The following is a 19,559-nucleotide window of genomic DNA, read 5'->3' on the forward strand; positions in this document are numbered from 1 at the left end:
GGACCGAGCGTGATGTGACGATCATCGACGCCTTCGAAGCGATCGGGGCCTGCGCCCGCGGGCTGATGTCCCGCGCGGACGTCGACACAATCGAGCGGGCCATCTGTCCCGGCGAAGGCGCGTGCGGCGGCATGTTCACCGCCAACACGATGGCCAGCGCCGCCGAGGCACTGGGCATGTCGCTGCCGGGCAGCGCCGCTCCCCCGGCCACCGACCGCCGGCGCGACGGCTACGCACGCCGCAGCGGTGAAGCGGTGATCAACCTGTTGCGCCGCGGCATCACCGCCCGCGACATCTTGACCAAGGAAGCCTTCGAGAACGCGATCGCGGTCGTGATGGCGTTCGGCGGCTCGACAAACGCGGTGCTGCACCTACTGGCCATCGCCCATGAGGCCGAGGTGGAGCTGTCGCTCGCGGACTTCAGCCGCATCGGCGCGAAGGTGCCGCACCTGGCCGACGTCAAGCCGTTCGGCAAGCACGTGATGTTCGACGTCGATCGCATCGGCGGCGTGCCGGTGGTGATGAGGGCACTGCTGGATGCCGGCCTGCTGCACGGCGATTGCCTGACCGTCACCGGCCGGACCATGGCCGAAAACCTCGCGCACATCGCCCCGCCCGACCCGGACGGCAAGGTGCTGCGGGCGTTGGACAATCCCATCCACCCCACCGGCGGGATCACCATCCTGCACGGTTCGTTGGCGCCCGAGGGCGCGGTGGTCAAGTCCGCCGGTTTCGACTCCGACGTGTTCGAAGGCACCGCAAGGGTTTTCGAACGGGAGCGGGCAGCACTGGACGCCCTGGAAGACGGCACCATCACGCACGGTGACGCGGTGGTGATCCGCTACGAAGGCCCCAAGGGCGGTCCCGGAATGCGGGAAATGCTCGCCATCACCGGCGCGATCAAGGGCGCCGGACTGGGTAAGGATGTGCTGCTGCTGACCGACGGCCGATTCTCGGGCGGCACCACCGGCCTGTGCGTCGGGCACATCGCCCCGGAGGCGGTCGACGGCGGACCGATCGCTTTCCTGCGCGACGGCGACCGGATCCGCCTCAACGTCGCCAAGGGCACCCTGGACGTGCTGGTTGACGCTGACGAATTCGATTCCCGCCGTGAAGGTTTCACCCCGTTGCCGCCCCGCTTCACCTCGGGCGTGCTGGCCAAGTACATCAAGCTGGTGGGATCGGCGGCCAACGGAGCGATCTGCGGGTAGCCGCGTGCCGCTTTCCTGGCCCGACCGCGGTTAGCGGCCGCCGCCCGCGCGTTGCAGAGTCAGCCGCAGTGCGTGCAGCGCGCGGTGCAATTCATGCTTGATGAACTCATCATTGGTCCCCAGTTCGGCGGCGATCTGCGTCGTCGTCCACCCGAGATAGTGCGAGCTGTAAATCATGGCACGCTGTGGATCGGACAGTTGGGCCATCGCCGCCCTGACAATCGCGGCCTCCCGCTGAGGGTGCCGCGCCAAGTCGGTCTGTGGACGCCTCCCCTCGGCCCGGCCCCGATTCGCAGGTGCGACAGGGCAACTCTGGGCGTATTGCGCGGATGAAGGCCATTGTTTTGGCCCTTGCCGGCCGCAACCGGGATCTTCCACGGTGCATTCTCGCCCGCAGCGCATCGACGATTCGACATCCGAACCATTCGGATTCACTCTCGCGCCCGCTTCCGGTTACACTATCCGGTATTTGTCATCAATGTATACAGTTAAGCCAGAACTGTGTCAATCCCGACAAATCTGGTCAACTGTGTATGCTGCGACATATGTCCACAGCGCCGAACTTTCAGGCGGAGGTTCGCCAATTGCTACGCGCCCGCGTCTTGGACGCGGCCTATGCGTTGGTCTGCGCCGAGGGCTGGAAGGCGGTGAACATGTCACGCATCGCCACCACCGTCGGCATCAGCCGTCAAGCGCTGTACAAGGAGATCGGCGCGAAGGAGGCACTGGGCCAGGCTCTGGTCCAAAGGGAGACCGACCGATTCATCACCGGGGTCATTTCGGCGCTGCATGGCCATCCAGACGACGTGGCCGCTGGTCTTGCGGCCGGTGCGGCCTTTACCCTGCGCGCCGGCGCCGACGACCCACTGGTCAAAGCGAGCCTTACCCGCGCTCGCGACGCGGAGGTCGGCCTGACTCCGCTATTGACGGTGGGACCGAGTCCCATCTGGCGCGGTGCGATGAACACGATCGCCGCGGCCGCTCGGAATTTCTATGATCTTCCGGACCCCATCGACCGGCACTTGGACTCGATCGTCGAAGTCGACGTCCGTTTGACCTTCAGCCATATGCTGCAACCCATGAGCACGATCGACGATGCCGCCCGGCAGATTTATGCGACTGTGCGCGCTCTGCTCGACGCCGCTACGGCCCAGGGTGGGTAAGAACGCTGGACATCGCTGATCGACTTCACCTTGACGTCCCAGTCGGTCAGGCCGGAATGGGCGGGGGTCTTGCCGGCGGGCCACTGGCCGCAGCGGTGGCGAAAGCGGGCGGCCTGGGCACCCTGGGATTGGCGAAGCCCGGTCAATTGCGAGCGGCGATCAATCACGTTCGCGCTGAGGCCCCGGACCGCGCTGTCGCGGTGAACCTGTTGATGCACTTCGCCCGTCGTAGCCACATCGCGGTGTGCGTCGATGAGGGCGTCGAGGTTGTGGTGGTGGCGTTCGGCGGCGATCGCGGCATCGTCGAGCATCTGCGCGATGCCGGAATCTTCGTCTTCGTGATGGTCGGTTCTGAAGCTCAAGCGCGACTGGCAATCGGTTGGGGCGCTGACGGTTTGATCGCCCAGGGACGCGAGGCAGGCGGCCATCTGGTCGGAACCATGCCTGCGCTCGACTTTCTGCCACACGCGCGAGCGGCGGCCGGTCAGCGGCCCGTCTTCCTCGCCGGCGGGATCGCCACCGGCGAGGACACCCGCCGGGCGCTGGACACCGGAGCCGATGGCGTTATCGCCGGAACGCGGTTTCTGATGACGCATGAGGCCAATGCGCATCCGCAGTATCAGCGACGAATCCTCGACGCCGAAACAACCATGGAAACCACACTTTTCGGCCTCAGCTGGCCGCTTCGGCATCGCGTGATCCCCAATGCCGCCACACGGCGGTGGTGCCGCAGCGATGGAACCACCAAAGCGTTGCCCGCTGGCCTTAACGCCAGCAGCCGCTGGCTGGCGGTGCTGGGATATTTCGACGCCGGCGCGCTCATCCGCGTGCAGTCGCCGCGACGGCCGCTGTTCACGCCGCTGGCCCCGCTGAGCGGCATGCCGGATTCTTCGGTGGACGCCGGAGCGCTTTACGCCGGTGACACGGCGCTGCGGATCAGCGAGGTCATCTCCGCGCAGCAGGCCGTGAACGACCTGGCGCCCTGACGGTTACTTCACCAGCGCGATCGCAAAGCCGTCCCAGTGCTTGGCGCCCACCGTCTGTAGCACCGCGGTGTCGAGTTGGGGGTGCTCCCCCATCAGCTCGAGCACTTTGCGCGTCCCGCGCAGCACGGCGTCCTGGTCGGGCGACAGTATCGCCCCCTCCCGAATCACGTTGTCCACCACGATCACTGAGCCGGGTTGAGTGAGCTTGACGGCCCACTCCAGGTAGCCGGGATTGTTCTCCTTGTCCGCATCGATGAACACCAGGTCGAATGGACCGCCGTTGACGCTTGGCAAGGTATCCAGGGCGGCGCCGACCAGCACCTCCACCCGATCGCTGAGACCGGCACGATCGATGTTGGCCCGGGCCACCTCGGCGTGCTTGGGCTCGTATTCCAGCGTGGTGACCCGACCGGCCGGACCCGCGCCGCGGGCTAACCAAATCGTGCTGAAGCCGCCCAGCGTGCCGATCTCCAAGATGCGCCGGGAGCCGGTCGCGGCGGCCAGCAGGCTCAGGAACTTGCCCTGTTGCGCCGAGACGGCGATTTTCGGCAACCCGGCCGCGTCGCTGGCCTCGAGCGCCGCGGACAACACGGGATCGTCGTCGAGCACGGTGGTGTCCAAGAATTCGTCGACGTCGGCAGGGGTTGGCTTTTGGGTCATGAGGCAACGCTAGTCCGGCGACGAGGCGGGCCGCCACCGCGTTTGCCGTCCTTGCTCTATACCCCCCAGGGGTATACGATACCTGGTGTCCGGTCCCGATTCAGAAGAGGTGGGAAATGTCCGACGACGCAGGAACCCTGTTGAGCTGTGGTCACGATGGCTGCGGCTGTCGCGTTCGTATCGAGGTCGCATGTCACTGCTCTGACACTGAGCAGGCCTACATCTGCAAGTGCGGCGACGAGATGGTCGCCGTCAGCTAACGCACGCCCTCTTTCGTGTAAACCACCCGCAGTACGTGCCCGACTTCGGGCCCCATGACCAGTTCGGCCAGGGTGCACAGCGTCGTGGCGTACTGCGACCCATGCGCCGGGTTCACCTCACATAGGTGATGTGCGATCTCGTGCAGCACCACCAGTTCACGCATCGCCCAGTCGGCCTCTTGGCGGCTGGGTACCGCGATAACCCCTGTGCCATCTCGGTTTTCGTAGTGAGCAGCGGTCGAGGCCCGTCGGGCCCGCACTCGCAAGGGCGCCACCTCGGGCCACTGCCGTCGCACCGCAGGCAGCGCCAGCACGTCGTCGACATAGCGGCGAACCGCGGCCAACGAGCCGAACCGCGCCTCGGGCGGCAGCGTCAACTGCGTGCCGAAGAATTCCACACTGTTCGAGCCGTGTTCGGCGGCACGGTCGAACAGCGTTCGCACGAATTCCTCGGCGGCGTAGACCTTCGAGCGCTGCGAGTCCCGAGCAGACGAATTGTCGGCGCTCACCGCTCCAGCGCACTCCGTGCCCCGGAGAGCTCCGGGCCGCTGCCCAGCCTGGCCCGCTTTCCGGCCCGGTCACCGGCCCGCCGCGCCGCCGACGAATAGCCGGCGGTGGCGCGGCTGGCCTGCCAGGTGCCACGCGCCTTCGAGGCGGTCCGATAATAATCGCGAAGCTCTAACTCCTTGTTCCGCAACGCTATTGCCGTGCCGGGTGGACGACGGCGGTCCTTCTTCGCTTCTCGCTGGGTCTGCTCGCGGGCCTCGGCCAACCGCTGCCCGACCCGCGCGCCGAACGCCAGCTGAAAATTCAGCCGGGCGGTGATCGTCGGGGTCGGCCGATGCGCACCCGACGAGATGTAGGTGTCAGACGCGCGGACCATCTGGACGACCAGGCTGGCATACAGCGCGTGGGTGGCGTCGATGTCCTCGGCGAAGCCGTAGGCGTAAACGAACGTCGAGTTCGACGCGACGTCGCACCGGATGTCGTTGGCCGACGCGATCACCACGAACAGCTGCACGTAGGTCCGCAGACCCTTGGTGCCGGCCGCGCCGATGGTGATCGTGCGCTGCACCGGCGTCTGGGCCGGTGTGCGTTTGTCGGCGTGCGACCGTGCGACGGCCAGGTCGATGGACGTCGCCGTGGCCAGCCGTTGAGCGGCCGTCATGAATGCCTCGGCCTCGTGGGCGTTGTCGGTCCCCTCGGCCTGACGCAACAGGGCCGCAATACGCGCCAGCATCTTGTCGTCGGTCATGCCACCAAACTAGGCGAACCGGAAGACGTTCCGTGCGCGGCCATTCACAGTCGCGCGTTGATCCACGACACCACGTCGTCGAGGACCTGATCTTGCTCCGGCTCGTTGAACACCTCGTGATACAGCCCCGGATAGACCTTCAGTTCGACATCCGAACTGCCCACCGCCGCGACCAGCTGGCGACTGCCGTCGACGGGAATCAGCCGGTCGTCTGACCCGTGCACGACGAGCAGAGGCGCGGTCAGCGAGGGCGCCCGCTGCGGCATCGTCTCGCCGATCCGCAGCAGCTCGCGGCCGACGCCGGCGGGAATCTTGCCGTGATACACCAGCGGGTCGGTGTTGTAGGCGTTCACGACGGCCGGATCGCGGGACACCGCGCTGGCGTCGAGTGCCTGCATCGGCAAACCGGGTGCGATGGCCCCGACGAGTTTGGCGATCGATGCCAGCAGCGGTGAGACGGCGGTCTGGGCTGCCACGGCCGGCCCGGAGAGCACCATCAGGTCGTAGTCGTCGGGATGTTCGACGCCGTAGGCGAACACGATGCCGCCACCCATGCTGTGGCCGAGCACGATGCGTGTCGCACCGGGATGCTCCTTGGCGGCGATCCCGACCAGGGTGTCGAAGTCGCCGGTGTATTCAGAGATGTCCTTGAGCAGCACCCGCTTGCCGCCCGAACGGCCGTGTCCGCGATGGTCGAGAGCGTAAGTCACCAGTCCATCGCGGCCGAACCGCGCAGCGACATGGTCGTAGCGACGGGCATGCTCGCCCAGCCCGTGCGCCAGGATCACCACTCCCCGAACCGCGGTATCGGGAGTCCAGACCTCATAGACGATGCGCACACCGTCAACACCGTCGAAGGATCCTTCGGTACGCGTCGTTGTCATCAGGGGCAGCGTAGACCCAACGTCAGAGTCGATACGTAAGCTCGGTCCGGTGAGCGTGCTGGCCCGTGAATTGGCCGATGACGGCAACACCGATTTTTCTGCGACCGCGGAGCCCTACCGGCGTGAACTGCTCGCGCATTGCTATCGCATGACCGGGTCGTTGCACGATGCCGAGGACCTGGTGCAAGAGACCTTGCTGCGGGCCTGGAAGGCCTACGACCGCTTCGAGGGCAAGTCGTCGGTGCGCACCTGGCTGCACCGGATCGCCACCAATACCTGCCTGACCGCCCTGGAGAACCGCCGACGCCGGCCGCTGCCGACCGGACTGGGCGCGCCGAGTTCGGACCCGACCGCCGAGCTGGTCGAAGGCGCCGAGGTGCCCTGGCTGGAGCCGCTGCCCGACGCGGCGGGCGATCCGGCATCGATTATCGGCTCACGCGAGTCCGTGCGGCTGGCGTTCGTGGCGGCCCTACAGCACCTGTCGCCCCGGCAGCGGGCGGTGCTGCTGCTGCGCGACGTGTTGCAGTGGAAGGCCGCCGAGGTGGCGGACGCGATCGGCGCCAGCACGGCCGCCGTCAACAGCCTGCTGCAACGTGCGCGGTCCCAACTGGAGGCTGCCGGGCCGAGCGCCGACGACCGGGTGTTGGACCCTGAGTCGGCGGACGCGCAGGACCGATTGACGCGCTATATCGCCGCGTTCGAGGCCTATGACATCGACCGGCTGGTCGAGTTGTTCACCAATGAGGCGATCTGGGAGATGCCGCCATACGTTGGCTGGTATCAGGGGCCGCAGGCCATCGTGACGCTGATTCACCAGCAATGCCCCGCCGAGTTGCCCGACGATATGCGGCTGATCCCGCTGACCGCCAACGGGCAGCCGGCCGCGGCGATGTATATGCGCGACGGCGACGGCCATGTGCCCTTCCAGCTACACGTGCTGGACATGCGGGCCGACGGCGTGTCCCGTGTGGTGGCTTTCCTCGATACCGCGTTGTTCGCGAAATTCGGCCTGCCTGAGCGCCTTTGACCTACCGGCCATCAAGTGGCCGAAGCGCAGCGGCCGGACTCCAAGAACCCGCGGTGATGAGTTTCGACACGGTTTTCAGTCTGTACCCCTGACAGGCCACCGACCGCACTCGAGGAGAGCCTCATGACCGCTACCTACACCTTCGACGTCTTTTCCAGCCTTGATGGCTTCGGCGGCGTCAGTGGCGGCGACTGGGGCGGCTATTGGGGCAAGCAGGGCCCCGAATTGCTCGACCACCGCCTCGCCCTTTACGACGAGAAGCAGCGGATGCTCTTCGGCGCCAACACATATCGGTTGTTCGCGCAAATGCTCGCCGAGAGCACGGAGGAGTCAGACGTGCGCGACCCGTGGGTCACCCGGATGAGGCACCTGTCGGCAACGGTGGTGTCGTCCACCCTGGATGGACCTCTCGACTGGCCTGACGCAACAATCGTCAGCGGCGACGCCGTCGACATCGTCGCCCGGCTGAAGGAAGAGTCCGAGGTGCCGTTGCGCTCGCACGGCAGCCTGTCGATGAACCGGGCGCTAATGGCCGCCGGCCTAGTCGACCGCATCCAGGTGACGCTCTTCCCGGTGATCACCGGTCAGAACGGAGATGACCCGATCTTCAAGGGCGCGGCCGACTTCGACCTCGAACTGATTGAGAGCCGAACGCTCGACAGCCATATCCAAGAGCTCATCTACCGGCCCACCCTGCACGTCTAGAACAGCCGGCTGTCCGGTGCCGGCCCGGTGACCGACCGGACCAACCCGGCGCCGGTGACCAGCGGCAGATCCAGCGCCGACAGCAGTCCCGGCTTAGCCTGGCAGACCGCCGGGATGGCGTTCACCATCCGGGATGCGCCGGCGATCCGGGCGCCCAGGTCGTGGTCGTGGTCGTCGGCCATCTCGAACTCGCAGCGCATGCTCGGCGAACCCTCGATCTCGACGCGGTAGAGACCGCGTCCGGATACCGGGCCGAAGCCGAGGTCGCGCGGGGGTATCGAGATGTGCGGTTGCGGCCAGTCGGGTGCGAGATCGTCGCGCACGCGGGTGACGTGGTCGATGGCGAAAGTTGGCTTGCCGTCGACGTATCCGGTCAGCGTGGAGCGCATCGCACCGACCGTGCCGGCGGCGATGTGTCCGCTGGGCGGTCGGGACGAGTTGGCGCTCGACCTCGACGCCGCACTGCTGGGAGCCCAGGCGTTGCTGAGCCCCGGGGTACCGTGACATCGTGTCCGCCACTGCTCAGATCCGGCGTGCCGCCGACCGAGCGGTCACCTCGACATCGTGGCTGCAATCTCGGCATTCCTTTTCGTTCGGCGATCACTACGACCCGGCTAACACCCACCACGGTGTGCTGCTGGTCAACAACGACGACGTGGTGGCGGGGGCTGCCGGGTTTGATACCCACCCGCACCGCGATATGGAGATCGTCACCTGGGTACTGGAGGGCTCGTTGGCTCATCACGATTCAGCGGGCAATAGCGGCATTATCTATCCCGGCCTCGCGCAACGGATGTCGGCGGGCTCCGGCATTTCGCATTCGGAAAAGAATGCCTCCGACGCCGATCCCGTTCGCTTCGTGCAGATGTGGGTGCGGCCCGACCCGCCCGGGATCGAGCCTGGCTACCAGCAGCAGGCGATCGACGACGATCAGCTCGACGGCGGTCTGGTGACGATCGCCTCGGGGATGCCGGGACACGATGCCGCGGTCACCATCCACAATCGATCGGCGGCGTTGCACGGTGCGCGATTGCGAGCCGGCGCCGAAGTCGCGCTGCCGGCGGCACCGTATCTGCATCTGTATCTCGCCCGGGGACGGGTGGACGTGCACGACGGTGCCGCGCTTGCCGAGGGTGACGCGGTGCGGTTCACGGCGTCGACCGGTGCGATCGTCACGGCCCGCGAGGACGCGGAATTGCTCGTCTGGGAGATGCACGCAGCCCTCGGCGACTAGGGTTGGCGCGGACGAACAGGAGTCGGAATGTCTGAACCACCAGCCGCACACCCGGCATCCGACGCATCGAACGGCGACGACACCTTTACGGCCGCCACCAGCTACGGGCTGACAAACCCGAAACCGACTCGGACAGTGCGCTTTTGGAGCCTTCCGATCGTCATCGCACTGACAGTGTTATCGGCACTGGCCGCCTTCTATCTAGGCGGAGTCCTGCAGCCGATGACCAATCTGCGGCATTTCCCGGTCGCCATCCTGAACCAGGACGCCGGGCCCACCGGCGCGCAGGTCGTCAAGGGCATGCTGTCGAGCTTCGACAACGATGCCTACGACGTCCGGGTGCTGAACCACGACCAAGCCAAGAAGCAGATGGATAACGCCGAAATCTACGGCATCGCGGTGATACCGCCGAACTTCTCGTCCAAGCTGCAGGCCTACGCTAAAAGTGCGCTGACACCCGGACGTGTTGAGCGTGCGGTCATTATCGTCTCGACGAATCCGCGTGCCGGCACACTGGGTGCCAGTATCGCCAGCCAGACCCTACAGCGTGCCGTCGCCACGGTGGATCAGCGGGTCGGCCAACGGCTTTCACAAGAGGTCGCAGAACAGACCGGGAAGAGCCCCGAGCCCGCTGCGGTCGCGTTGATGCTGGCCAATCCGATCGAGGTCAAATCGACCGTGCACAACGTACTACCGGACGGCACCGGTAATGGCCTGTCCGCCTTCTACTATGCGCTGCTGCTGCTGCTCGCCGGCTTTACCGGCAGCGTCGTGGTGAGCATGATGGTGGACGCGATGCTCGGCTTCGAACCAACCGAAGTCGGTCCCGTCCATCGACTCGCCGCGCAGGTCAAGATCTCGCGGCTCCGGGCGTTGTTGATCAAGTGGGCGATGATGGCGGTACTGGCGTTCCTCACGTCAGCCGCCTATCTGCTGATCGCCGGCAAGATCGGCATGCCCATTCAGAACAGCCTGGCGATATGGCTTTTCAGCGCGTTCGCCATCTTCGCGGTGGGTGTGACCGCCACGGCTCTGATCGCGGCACTGGGAGCACTCGGCGTCTTGGTCAGCTTGTTCGTCTTCATCATTCTCGGGTTGCCGTCGGCGGGCGCGACGGTGCCACTGCAGGCCACCCCAGCGCTGTTCGAGTGGTTGGCGAAGTTCGAGCCGATGCACCAAGTGTTCTTGGGCGCAAGGGCTTTGCTGTATCTGGGCGGCCGCGCCGATGCGGGTCTGGCGCAGTCGCTGGAGTTTACCGGGGCCGGCCTGTTGATCGGTGTTCTATTTGGCGTCATCGTCACCCGCTTCTACGACCGGCGCGGCTCCGGCCAAGTCGGGACGGCGCCTGCGGCCGATGCGCCGGTGGGCGTCGTCAACCCATCGCAGACCGAGGTCGACTACCCCGAGACATAGTCCACCGAGCGGTCGCAAACGTATAGCGAGCGAACGTCATTGGACTGCGGCTGAACCGTCATGCCGCTGTTATTCAAGTTGCTGTGTAATACCTGTGGCAAATGCTCTGCTATTTGCAATGACTTTCGCGCCGAAAGGGCAGCCGTGCCATACTTCGCCACCGCCTTGCGGCGCATCGCAGCTACCGGCGCCGGCGCCGCGCTGTGCCTGACGCTGGCGACCAGCACGGGACAGCCGGTTGCGCGCGCCGAGGCGCGCGAGCTGCTGGCCAGTGCCATCGCCAACACCAAAGGCTCGTATCTGGTGTACAACTTCGGCGGCGGGCATCCGGCACCGATGCTCAACGCCGCGGGTAACTGGTACGACGGGGGCAGCGGCGGGCACCTGATGATCATCAAGGCTGCCTCCCAACGGCTTGAGCCGCATCTGCTGGTGGACAGCCACCACGGTGTCCAATCGCGCTGCGAACGTAATCCGCATGCGCGCACCGGCGATGGATTGATCCAGGCATCGGAGACCTACACGGCGGTGCAGGCCTGGCAGGTGCTGGGCCAGCCAACCATCGCGATCAACGCCAACTTCTTCGACATCCGGGGTCAGAGGGGCGGCTCGTGGCGCTCGACGGGTTGCAGCTCGCCGCTGGGCGCCTACGTCGACAACACGCACGGCCAGGGCCGAGCCAACCAGGCCGTCACCGGCACCATTCCCTATGCGGGCAAGCAAGGCCTGTCCGGTGGAAACGAGAATTGGAGCGCATTGGCCACCATGATTCTGCCGGTGCGAGGCGCGCCAACAGTGTTGTGGCCCAGGGGCGGCCGAGACGGCCACGACTACGACGCCGCCACGCAAGTCGTCGCCGGCCTAGTGGACCGGGGCGAGCAGTTCGTGGCGGTGAGCGGGCTGGGGTTACTGGCCCCGGGAAATACCGGACAGCTCAACGACGGTGGCCCGAGCGCGGCCCGTACCGCGCTTGCCTACTCCAAGCCTCGCGACGAAATGTATGTGTTCCAAGGCGGTAGCTACACCCCGGACAACATTCAGGACCTGTTCCGCGGATTGGGCAGCGACGCCGCGGTACTGCTGGACGGCGGGACCTCGTCGGCCATCGTGCTGCGTCGCGATACCGGCGGTATGTGGGCCGGTGCCGGTGTGCCGAAAGGCAACTGCGACACCTACGAGGTGCTGTGCGACTCGCACGAGCGCTCGCTGCCAGGCTGGTTGGCGTTCAACTAGAACTTGGGCGTCAGATCCAGGGAGGTGATGGTGGTCATCTTGGTGACCAGCCAGCGCGAGTGATCCCGTTGCAGGGCAAGGCGATAGGACAAGTACTTCAGCGACGGGACGTCCTTCGTGGTTGGACTGGTCGACGCTGTGTTGGTGTACACGATCGCGGAAGCATCCGATCCGGACAATGACTCGACCGCCGCACCGACGACCTGGGTGCTGTTGGTGATCTGGGCCTGCTTGTTAGGTGCGACGAGCGCGTCGAGGTATTTGCGGTAGGCAGCCTCGAAATCGCCGCTGAGATACTGCGAAGCCCGGTCGGCCAGCTTGTCGATGTTCTGGGGGTTGTAGGTCCAAAGAGTTGTGATCGCGTTGGCGGCGGTGCGGGCGACGTTGAGCTTGATCGCCACCGTCGCGCGGTCGCTCAGATAAGGCTGCAGCATCGCACCGGCGAACGCCGCAGACCCGACGAACAGCAACGCGGCGACAGCCGCCGCGATCGCCGACCACTTGCTGACCGGTCGCCATTGCTTGAAGCCGACAACGGGATCGTCCGTGGCATCGGCGCCGTCCGAATCCTCGTCTTCATTCGCGCCCTCGGCGTTCTCGTCATCGCCGTCCGAGGCGTCCGGATCGATGTGCGCAGCTTCGGTTTCCGCGACGTCGGTGTCGCCGGCCGAATCCTCTCCCGACGTGCTACTGGGAGACTCTTCGGTCAGATCACCTGCTGCAGGCTGCTGATCTTCCACTGGTTGCCTTCCCGCTGAGCCGTAACCACCCAACGATTTGTGTTGTCGATTTTCTGCTTTGTGTCGGGGATTTTGAACGACACGTCGGTCGCCACCATGACGATGACGCTACCGTCGTCGTTCCACCGTTCCACCCCCGCGGCGAGGGCGATGCCCTTGGTCGGTTCGGCCTGGGCTATCTGCACCAGGATATCGTTGTGCTTGTCGTGATATTGCTTGGCGAAATCGCCTGTGGCGTTGGCGATTACCCGATCGTAGTAAGCGTTGGCGTGAAAGGGATCCAGTGTGGTGAACCCGGTCATGAACGCCTTGACGTAGCCGAGGACGTCGACTTCTTGCATTTCGTCATGGTGATGCGATCGCTGGTTGACCAGAACGATCGACGACGTGGCGATGGCCGCCACCGTGAGCACTGTCGCGCCGCCCACCGCTGACGGCAACGCCCATGCCCGCGACGGCTTCCACCACTGGGCGGGCAACGTCGGTCGCCACGGCAGTCTTGACCACAGCGTCGCTTTCGGCACCTTCAGCAGCGGCTCTTCGCCGGGCTGGATTCGCCTGCGGGGGCTCACTTTTGGCCCTTGTGCGGTGTCGGCCCCTTGGGCGGAGCCGGCTCCTTGGCCGGAGCGGGTTTGGGTTTCGTCACGACATCAAGGTTGTCGACCAGCCAGTGCCCGTCTTTGGCTTTCACGAGCGAAACCCGAACCGTGGCGGTAATGAATCGTTGGTTGTCGCCGTCGCCACGGTGGCCCTGCATGAACAGCAGCATCGTCGCCTGATCCCGTGTTGCGGACAGCACGGTGCGGTCGGTCACCCAGTACTCGTTGATGACGGGGTGACCCTTTTGCACCGCCTCCTGCTGCTTGATCAACTCCGGTCGATACTTGTCAGTGGTCAAGGATCGGGCCCGGTCGAAGTCCTGCTTCAGCGATTTCGGGTCGTAGGTGAGCATTTGGATGATCATCTTGGGTCCCTGCTCGATGACCGCGGCGCGGGTCTGGTCGGCGGCGCGGTCGGGCAGGAAGATCGCGAAGACGCTCACCGCAGCACTGGCCACACAGAGCAACACCGCAGTCCCGACCGCGATCGCTGCGTGCCGCCGGATATCGGTGGGACGCCGTTCTGGCGCCACGCAATGCACCTCGGTGTGCAGCAGTAGGTCGGCGAACGTGCGCTTGCGTGAATCCCACAGCGGCCAAAGCCATCCGACGAACACCGACATGGTGTCGAGCAGGTGAGCAAGTTCCCTCAACAACAGGCGACCCACTCCGACGGCGACCCCGTCCGGGTGTACCACCTCGATTCCGAGCAGAGCGCGCCCCAGGCTCCAACCGAGGATCGCCGGCAAAACCGCCCGGTTGACCATCGTCACCAGGGCCGCGCCCACGAGGAAGGATATCGATACCCACCACCACAAGCTGCGCGTCGGTACCGCCAACCAGAGCAGTCCCGTCGTTGCCACCACAGCGACACCGGGCAGAACGTCAACCGCGAATGCGGCCGCGCGAATGTGCCAGCGCGCCAACTCGTTCGGCGCTGAATCGTCAACTGCCGGTGCGGTCTCGGTCTCTTCGACCAGCACCGTCACCTCGCTACCTGGTCGAGCTTGGAAATTCGGTACTGGCCTTCTTCGTGCACCATCGTCACCCGCAAGCGGTAGCCCGCTTCCTGGTTCTGTGAATCGGCGTTGGATACCTTCACCCGCAGCGGCACCAAGATCTCGATGGATCCGTCGGGCTTGTTGCTTTCTACCGCCGCGCGCAGATCCGACACCTGAACATGCGCGTTGGCGGCTTGATAGGCCTCGACGAGCAGCCCGCTGTACAAGATCGCCTGCGAGCGGAACGCTCCAGCGCCACACTCGATGATCTTCTGCGCGCTGGTGGCCATCGCCGCGATGTCGGGCGCCTGGGTGGCCGAGACGCAGTCCTTGGCCGCCTCCACCGCTGCAGCGTCATTGCGGGCGGTGGCCTGGCTGTCCAGGTGGGAGCGCAGCGCCAAGTACCCGCCGGCGCCGGCACCGCCGGCGAGCAGGACAAGGACGGCCGTGATCCCGACCAACCACCTGCGGCCGAGGCGTGACGTGCCGCGAGGGTCGTCCGCTGCGTCGGTGCTCGCCGATTCCGCTAGGTCGTCGGCCTCCGACTCGGTGATCTCGTGGTCGGCTGCATCCTCGGATTCCGGTGAATCCGCGGCAGCGTCCTCAGTAGTGGGTTCGTCGGCGACCGAATCCGGTTCCAACGAGGGATCATCCGCGTCGTTCGGGGTCAGCCGGCTGGCGCCAGCATCTCCTTCCATCCGTCATCTCCTGTGTTGCGTGAGTTGTTGACGGAGTATTTAGAACCGTCGGGACCCGACACCTCGCCACTCATCGGACTATAGACGGCTGCCGGAGGTCCGCCCGGAGAGTACATGCAGGGGTTGGGCTGCTGGCCGTTGCACTGGACTGTTCCCGAGCCGGGCCGCTGTAGTGGATCGCTTTTCGGCGGCGGCGTCAATCCGGCCGGTGGCAGCCGATCGGCGGGCAATGGGTTCAGTCCGTTGTTGACCGACGGCGCCGGTATCACATGGCCGGGATCCACTGGCTGGTCACAGCGCGCACCGGGCGCCGGGCAGTTCCGGAACTGGAGCGGGTCGCCGAACCACGGGTTGGTGCCCAGCGGAACGTAAGGCTTGTTGTCGCGGCACTCCATCGGAGTAGGGGCGCGTTTGCCCGGCACATCCATACACGGCATGTTGCGCACGCCGCGGACCACGTTGGCTTGGAAGTCCTGCGGAATCCGGCAATAGTTTCCGTCGCGCATCGGCGCGATGCTGGTGTCTGCCGGCGAGCGCCACTCCGGTGCCGGGCGGAATCCGGTCAAACAGGGCGGCGGGTAGTTGATCGCCAGCGAGAGGTCCAGCGAGGCCATCCTGTCCTTCTCGTACGGCGCGGAGATCGCCTGGACAATCGACCCGAGCTGCGGCAAGAACGTCAGCAATTGCTCGACGCCGGGGTGGTAGCGCTTGAGCATATCGAGCACGATCTCGGTGTTGGCCAGGGTTTGCGGCAGCGCCTCACGGACGTCGCTGAACACCGAGTTGACCTGATCGGCGGTCGGCGCCGCCTGAGAAAGAACACTTTTCAGGTGCGAATCGGTCTGAGCGGCTTCCCCGCCGAGAATGTTGAGGTTGTGCGCCCACCGGTCGATCGCATTACTCGAGACGGCCTGGCTGTCCAAGATAGGCGCCGAATTCTGGATGATGTCGTCGACCTGGTTGATGTTCGTTTTGAAGTCGCCGACGATCGCCTGGGTGGAATCGACCAGTCGTTGCAGCGCCGGACCCAGCCCACCGACCGCATCCGCTGTCTCGTCGAGCAATTGACCGATCTTGTCTTTCGGCAGCACCGTCAACCCGCGGTTGGCGGTGTCGAGCGCCGGCCCGATCTCGCTGGGCACGGTGCCATGGGTCATTGTCTGCCCCGGCGAGAAGAACCCGTGCGCCTTACCCTGCGACACCAGGTCGAGATACTGCTCACCGACGGCCGACACCGAATGCACGTTCGCTATCGAATCCAGTGGGATCTTGTAATCGCTGTCGATGCTCATCGTCGCCTCGGCGCCCTTCTCGGTGGGCTCCACGGCGGTCACTTTGCCGATCGTGATTCCGCGATAGGTCACGTTCGCCGTCGGGTACAGACCGCCGGACGCGGGCAGCTGAGCCTTCAGCTGGTATTGGCCGATACCTACCAGCGAAGGAATACGCAGGTAGTACACACCCAGCACCAGCAGGGCCACCGCAGTCAGAATGCTGAAGATGACCAACTGGCGCTTGATGAAACGTGTCAGCATTGCCGGTCCGCCCTCTCCACCAGTGGCCCACCGGGCGCGTCGTTCGGGTTCGGCGTGTAGCGCACGTCGGGGATCATCGTCGCCGGGTCGCGGCCATACGACTGCTCCAGTGCCCGCAACACGCCCGACATTCCGGTGCCGGTGAGGAACGCGTTGTCCACCGCCGACAGCGTCGTGTCGACCTCGAGTGACGAGTTCATGAAGTCACCGCGAATCAGCTTCGGAGCGGTGTCGAGGTCGAATGGGGCGGTGAAGATCAGTTTCAGCGCGCCAAGCAGGTACGGCGAGGCGCGGCCCAACTCCTTCAACGGGCACTGCAGCAACTGCAGGTTCTGGTGCAGCGGACCCTGCGCTTCGCCGAGGTACAGGGCGGCGGCCTGACTGAGCTGGCCCACATTCTCGACGGCGTCGATCAAGTGCCTCTGGTAGTCCTTGTCCGCGAAATACTTGATCAGCGGCGGGAATTCGGTCAGCGCCCGATCCAGAGTCGACGACCGGGTGCCCACGTAGGCCAATAGCCGGTTGGTCGAGTCGATGGCGTGCGTGATGTCGTCACGCTGCTCGTTGAGTCGCCGAGTAAAGGTGTCCAACTTGCCCAGGAAGGCCCGGATCTGCGGACCTCGGCCGGTCAGGATGCTGTTGACCTCGTTCTGCAGGACCTCGAGGTTCGGCAGTCCGCCGCCGCGTACCACCAAGGCCAGGCTGGCCAGTGTCTGCTCGGTGCTGGGATAAGCCGACGAGTTCTTCAGCGGGATGGTGTCGCCGTTCTTCAGCATCTGCGACGACGGGTCGGCCGGTGCGGCCAACTCGATGTGCTGAGAACCGAGGAGACTGGTCTGTCCGATCTTGGCGGTGGCGTTCTTCGGCAGCTTGACGTTCTTGTCCAAGCCCAGCGTCAGGGTGGCCACCCAGTTCTTGAGCTCGATCTTGCGGATGGAACCGACGAAGACATCGGCGACCATCACCTTGCTGTTGCCGTTGATCGCCAACGTGTCCGGCATCTGCACGTACACGGTGTAGGCGCCGCTCCCGCCACCCGGCCCACCGGGCAGTTCGACGTTCGAAATACCGCGCCAGCCGCAGGAACTGAGCACCATGGCGGCCACCAGCATCACCAGGGCCTGCCAGATTCGGTGGCGGAGACGGCTCATCAGCACGCGCATCATTGGCCGCCTCCTGGTGCGGATGCCGCCTCAGCGGGCAGCGCGGGTCCGGGCGGCGCTTGCCCTGCCAGCGGCGAGGGTCCGTAAGCCGGCGGAGCCACGGGGCCCGGGATCACCTCGGGTCCGGGCGGCGGCGGTGGGATCGGCGCCGGATTGCCTGGTACGCCGAGGAACGGCGCTGGGCCGGGCTCTTCGTTGTACGCGTTCGGGTAACCCGGCGGGGTCTGGTAGGTCGACTGCACCGGCGCGATGTCCGGACCGCCCATGAGTTCGGCAAGCGATTCAGGGGTCAGCAAGCTCGCGGTGACCGGCCCCACCTTCACGCCCTGCATGCCGGGCGCGGTGATCCAGCCGTGCTGGGTGTTGCGATGCGACGTCGGGGTGTCGGGCACCCAGATACCCGGCACCGTGGTGTCTTTGTAGCCGGGTGGCGGGTGCAGCCGGTTCTCGGAGTAAGCGACTTCCTTCGGCAACGTGGCGGCGAGGCTGAACAGGTTCAGGCCGAACGGCGGGTAGTTGAACTTGATCGCGTCGAGAATCGGCGCCAGGTACTGCGCGCACAGCTCGGCCGATTCCTGATAGCCCAGCCGGCTGCCGGCCTGGATGGCGCTGCAGAGGAATTCCATCGGGTTGGCGAAGCCCTGTGTGCCGACCACGCCCGCCGGCTGACCGACGATGGCGCTGTGCGCCGGGTGGTAAATGAGGTTCGCGTTGGCCAGCGCCGTCGGCAGAACGTGCAGGCCGGTTTCCAAACCATTTAGCGGGTCGGGCTGAACCAGGGTGTTGGTCGTGTCGGCAAGGTTGTTGATGTCGTGTGTGAGCACTTCGGCGTTCTTGTCGAGGAACGGCCGCACTGTCGTCAGCAGCCCGTCGAACTGCGTCACGGCGTTGGCCAGGTCCTGGTCAGTGCCGGTCAGGCTGTTGGTGAACTGCGCCAGGTTCTTGTTGAGCGCCACGAACTTCTGGTCGTCGGCGTGCAGTGCGTTCACGAACAGCGCCAGGCTCCGCACCACCGCGAAGAAGTCACCGCGACCTTGGTTGAGCGCGGTAAACGCTCGCGACAAGTCGTTGAAGGTGGTGTTGATCTGCTTGCCCTTGCCGGCCAGTCCGTTGGCGTAGGCCTCGATGACGTCACCGAAGGGACCCTTCGGCTGCTCTTTGGTCGGCCCCAGTTTGGAGATGACGTTGGTGATGGTGTTGCGCAGCTCGTCCCACTCGGTAGGCACCTGAGTGCGCTCCTCCGGGATCACCGCGTTGTCGGCCAGCGTCGGCCCGCCCTTGTAAGGCGGCTCCAGCTGGATCAGCCGCGACGCGACCAGCGTCGGGTTGAGGATTACCGCCTGTGCGTCAGCGGGCACCTTGTACTTGTTCGCGTAGTGGAAGGTGACCTTCATCTTGTCGCCGGCCGGCTCGATCTTGTCGATTGCGCCGACCTTGACGCCCATGATCTCGACTCGGTCGCCGTTGTAGAGCGCGTTGGCCACCGGGAAGTAGGCCACGACCGTGTTGTTGGTCAGCTTCTTGTACAGCTCGAGGCCCAGGTAACCCAGGATGAGTGCCACCACGATCGCGAGCGAACCGATGATGATCGAGGCACGCGACAGCTTCGGCAGTCGGAGGTTGCGGAAATCAAAGACCGTGCTCAATTCTGGTTACCTCCTTGCGCACCGCTACCGCCGGCTCCGCCGGTGTTGCCGATATACGGCGCCGGCAGGTTATTACCGGGTCCCGGCGGGGTCGGTGGTCCGGGCGCCGCCGGTCCGGGCGGCGGTGCCGCCGCGGGGTTCCCCGG

At 65.5% G+C, this 19,559-nt stretch carries 22 protein-coding genes and 1 pseudogene; 10 read left to right on the plus strand and 13 right to left on the minus strand.

Annotation, left to right across the window (positions count from 1 at the left end; genetic code table 11):
* Nucleotides 1–1,211 (plus strand): dihydroxy-acid dehydratase (locus tag WAO18_RS16055; RefSeq protein WP_422207250.1); only part of this gene is annotated, 1,211 nt, incomplete at its 5' end.
* 30 nt (nt 1,212–1,241) lie between these two features.
* On the opposite strand, the gene WAO18_RS16060 is transcribed toward WAO18_RS16055, so the two are convergent.
* Nucleotides 1,242–1,613 (minus strand): sigma factor-like helix-turn-helix DNA-binding protein, encoded by a 372-nt coding sequence (locus WAO18_RS16060; protein WP_422207270.1) that lies wholly within the window; start codon nt 1,611–1,613, stop codon nt 1,242–1,244.
* A gap of 143 nt (nt 1,614–1,756) precedes the next feature.
* Between WAO18_RS16060 and WAO18_RS16065 the strand changes: the two genes are divergently transcribed.
* Nucleotides 1,757–2,374, plus strand: coding sequence for a TetR family transcriptional regulator (locus WAO18_RS16065; protein WP_422207251.1), 618 nt, complete (start codon nt 1,757–1,759; stop codon nt 2,372–2,374).
* Nucleotides 2,375–2,379: 5 nt separating this feature from the next.
* The gene (locus tag WAO18_RS16070) at nt 2,380–3,360 is read left to right on the plus strand and encodes an NAD(P)H-dependent flavin oxidoreductase (protein ID WP_422207271.1); all 981 of its coding nucleotides are present in this window, start codon (nt 2,380–2,382) and stop codon (nt 3,358–3,360) included.
* Nucleotides 3,361–3,363: 3 nt separating this feature from the next.
* Here the strand turns inward: WAO18_RS16070 and WAO18_RS16075 are convergent, their stop codons facing one another.
* Nucleotides 3,364–4,020, minus strand: coding sequence for an O-methyltransferase (locus tag WAO18_RS16075; RefSeq protein ID WP_422207252.1), 657 nt, complete (start codon nt 4,018–4,020; stop codon nt 3,364–3,366).
* A gap of 116 nt (nt 4,021–4,136) precedes the next feature.
* On the opposite strand from WAO18_RS16075, the gene WAO18_RS16080 reads away from it, so the two are divergent.
* On the plus strand, nt 4,137–4,280 hold the full coding sequence (locus WAO18_RS16080; RefSeq protein WP_422207253.1) for a metallothionein: 144 nt from the start codon (nt 4,137–4,139) through the stop codon (nt 4,278–4,280).
* Here the strand turns inward: WAO18_RS16080 and WAO18_RS16085 are convergent.
* Genes WAO18_RS16085 through WAO18_RS16095 form a run of 3 tightly spaced genes read right to left on the minus strand, consistent with a single transcriptional unit; the run spans nt 4,277 to nt 6,419 of the window.
* A complete protein-coding gene (locus WAO18_RS16085; RefSeq protein ID WP_422207254.1) occupies nt 4,277–4,789 on the minus strand; it encodes a TIGR04338 family metallohydrolase in 513 nt (170 codons plus the stop codon). The two genes, WAO18_RS16080 and WAO18_RS16085, sit on opposite strands and share 4 nt — an antisense overlap.
* Complete coding sequence (locus WAO18_RS16090; RefSeq protein WP_422207255.1) at nt 4,786–5,535, minus strand: DUF2786 domain-containing protein; 750 nt, start codon at nt 5,533–5,535, stop codon at nt 4,786–4,788. Before WAO18_RS16090 ends, WAO18_RS16085 begins: the two co-directional genes overlap by 4 nt.
* A gap of 44 nt (nt 5,536–5,579) precedes the next feature.
* Nucleotides 5,580–6,419: an alpha/beta hydrolase gene (locus WAO18_RS16095; RefSeq protein ID WP_422207256.1), complete on the minus strand. Its 840-nt coding sequence runs from the start codon at nt 6,417–6,419 to the stop codon at nt 5,580–5,582.
* Between WAO18_RS16095 and WAO18_RS16100 the strand changes: the two genes are divergently transcribed.
* Nucleotides 6,367–7,446 carry a sigma-70 family RNA polymerase sigma factor gene (locus tag WAO18_RS16100; protein ID WP_422207257.1) on the plus strand — a complete coding sequence of 360 codons (1,080 nt, stop codon included), beginning with the start codon at nt 6,367–6,369 and terminating at the stop codon, nt 7,444–7,446. The two genes, WAO18_RS16095 and WAO18_RS16100, sit on opposite strands and share 53 nt — an antisense overlap.
* A 123-nt stretch (nt 7,447–7,569) precedes the next feature.
* Entirely contained in the window at nt 7,570–8,151 is a 582-nt protein-coding gene (locus WAO18_RS16105) for a dihydrofolate reductase family protein (protein WP_422207258.1), read from the plus strand.
* Here the strand turns inward: WAO18_RS16105 and WAO18_RS16110 are convergent.
* A pseudogene (locus WAO18_RS16110) lies at nt 8,148–8,576 on the minus strand (dihydrodipicolinate reductase); the annotation flags it as partial. The gene WAO18_RS16105 and the pseudogene WAO18_RS16110 overlap by 4 nt on opposite strands.
* On the opposite strand from WAO18_RS16110, the gene WAO18_RS16115 reads away from it, so the two are divergent.
* From WAO18_RS16115 to WAO18_RS16130, 4 genes are read left to right on the plus strand one after another with little or no spacing between them, the layout of a single operon-like run.
* Nucleotides 8,530–8,655, plus strand: a complete 126-nt coding sequence (locus WAO18_RS16115) for a hypothetical protein (RefSeq protein ID WP_422207259.1) — start codon at nt 8,530–8,532, stop codon at nt 8,653–8,655. The pseudogene WAO18_RS16110 and the gene WAO18_RS16115 sit on opposite strands and share 47 nt — an antisense overlap.
* A gap of 4 nt (nt 8,656–8,659) precedes the next feature.
* Complete coding sequence (locus WAO18_RS16120) at nt 8,660–9,385, plus strand: pirin family protein (protein WP_422207260.1); 726 nt, start codon at nt 8,660–8,662, stop codon at nt 9,383–9,385.
* A gap of 27 nt (nt 9,386–9,412) precedes the next feature.
* Complete coding sequence (locus WAO18_RS16125) at nt 9,413–10,798, plus strand: ABC transporter permease (RefSeq protein ID WP_422207261.1); 1,386 nt, start codon at nt 9,413–9,415, stop codon at nt 10,796–10,798.
* Nucleotides 10,799–10,858: 60 nt separating this feature from the next.
* On the plus strand, nt 10,859–12,031 hold the full coding sequence (locus WAO18_RS16130; protein WP_422207262.1) for a phosphodiester glycosidase family protein: 1,173 nt from the start codon (nt 10,859–10,861) through the stop codon (nt 12,029–12,031).
* Here the strand turns inward: WAO18_RS16130 and WAO18_RS16135 are convergent.
* Genes WAO18_RS16135 through WAO18_RS16165 form a run of 7 tightly spaced genes read right to left on the minus strand, consistent with a single transcriptional unit; the run spans nt 12,028 to nt 19,413 of the window.
* Nucleotides 12,028–12,771: a mammalian cell entry protein gene (locus WAO18_RS16135; protein WP_422207263.1), complete on the minus strand. Its 744-nt coding sequence runs from the start codon at nt 12,769–12,771 to the stop codon at nt 12,028–12,030. The genes WAO18_RS16130 and WAO18_RS16135 overlap by 4 nt on opposite strands.
* Complete coding sequence (locus WAO18_RS16140) at nt 12,738–13,343, minus strand: mammalian cell entry protein (protein ID WP_422207264.1); 606 nt, start codon at nt 13,341–13,343, stop codon at nt 12,738–12,740. Before WAO18_RS16140 ends, WAO18_RS16135 begins: the two co-directional genes overlap by 34 nt.
* The gene (locus WAO18_RS16145) at nt 13,340–14,359 is read right to left on the minus strand and encodes an RDD family protein (RefSeq protein WP_422207265.1); all 1,020 of its coding nucleotides are present in this window, start codon (nt 14,357–14,359) and stop codon (nt 13,340–13,342) included. The genes WAO18_RS16140 and WAO18_RS16145 overlap by 4 nt, the downstream gene beginning before the upstream one ends.
* Complete coding sequence (locus WAO18_RS16150) at nt 14,356–15,069, minus strand: Mce protein (RefSeq protein WP_422207266.1); 714 nt, start codon at nt 15,067–15,069, stop codon at nt 14,356–14,358. The genes WAO18_RS16145 and WAO18_RS16150 overlap by 4 nt, the downstream gene beginning before the upstream one ends.
* Nucleotides 15,039–16,604: an MCE family protein gene (locus WAO18_RS16155; RefSeq protein WP_422207267.1), complete on the minus strand. Its 1,566-nt coding sequence runs from the start codon at nt 16,602–16,604 to the stop codon at nt 15,039–15,041. Before WAO18_RS16155 ends, WAO18_RS16150 begins: the two co-directional genes overlap by 31 nt.
* Nucleotides 16,598–17,770: a virulence factor Mce family protein gene (locus WAO18_RS16160; RefSeq protein WP_422207268.1), complete on the minus strand. Its 1,173-nt coding sequence runs from the start codon at nt 17,768–17,770 to the stop codon at nt 16,598–16,600. Before WAO18_RS16160 ends, WAO18_RS16155 begins: the two co-directional genes overlap by 7 nt.
* Nucleotides 17,767–19,413: a virulence factor Mce family protein gene (locus tag WAO18_RS16165; protein WP_422207269.1), complete on the minus strand. Its 1,647-nt coding sequence runs from the start codon at nt 19,411–19,413 to the stop codon at nt 17,767–17,769. Before WAO18_RS16165 ends, WAO18_RS16160 begins: the two co-directional genes overlap by 4 nt.
* Nucleotides 19,414–19,559 lie beyond the last annotated feature (146 nt).

This window comes from Mycobacterium sp., from assembly GCF_049278535.1.
Classification (GTDB): domain Bacteria; phylum Actinomycetota; class Actinomycetes; order Mycobacteriales; family Mycobacteriaceae; genus Mycobacterium.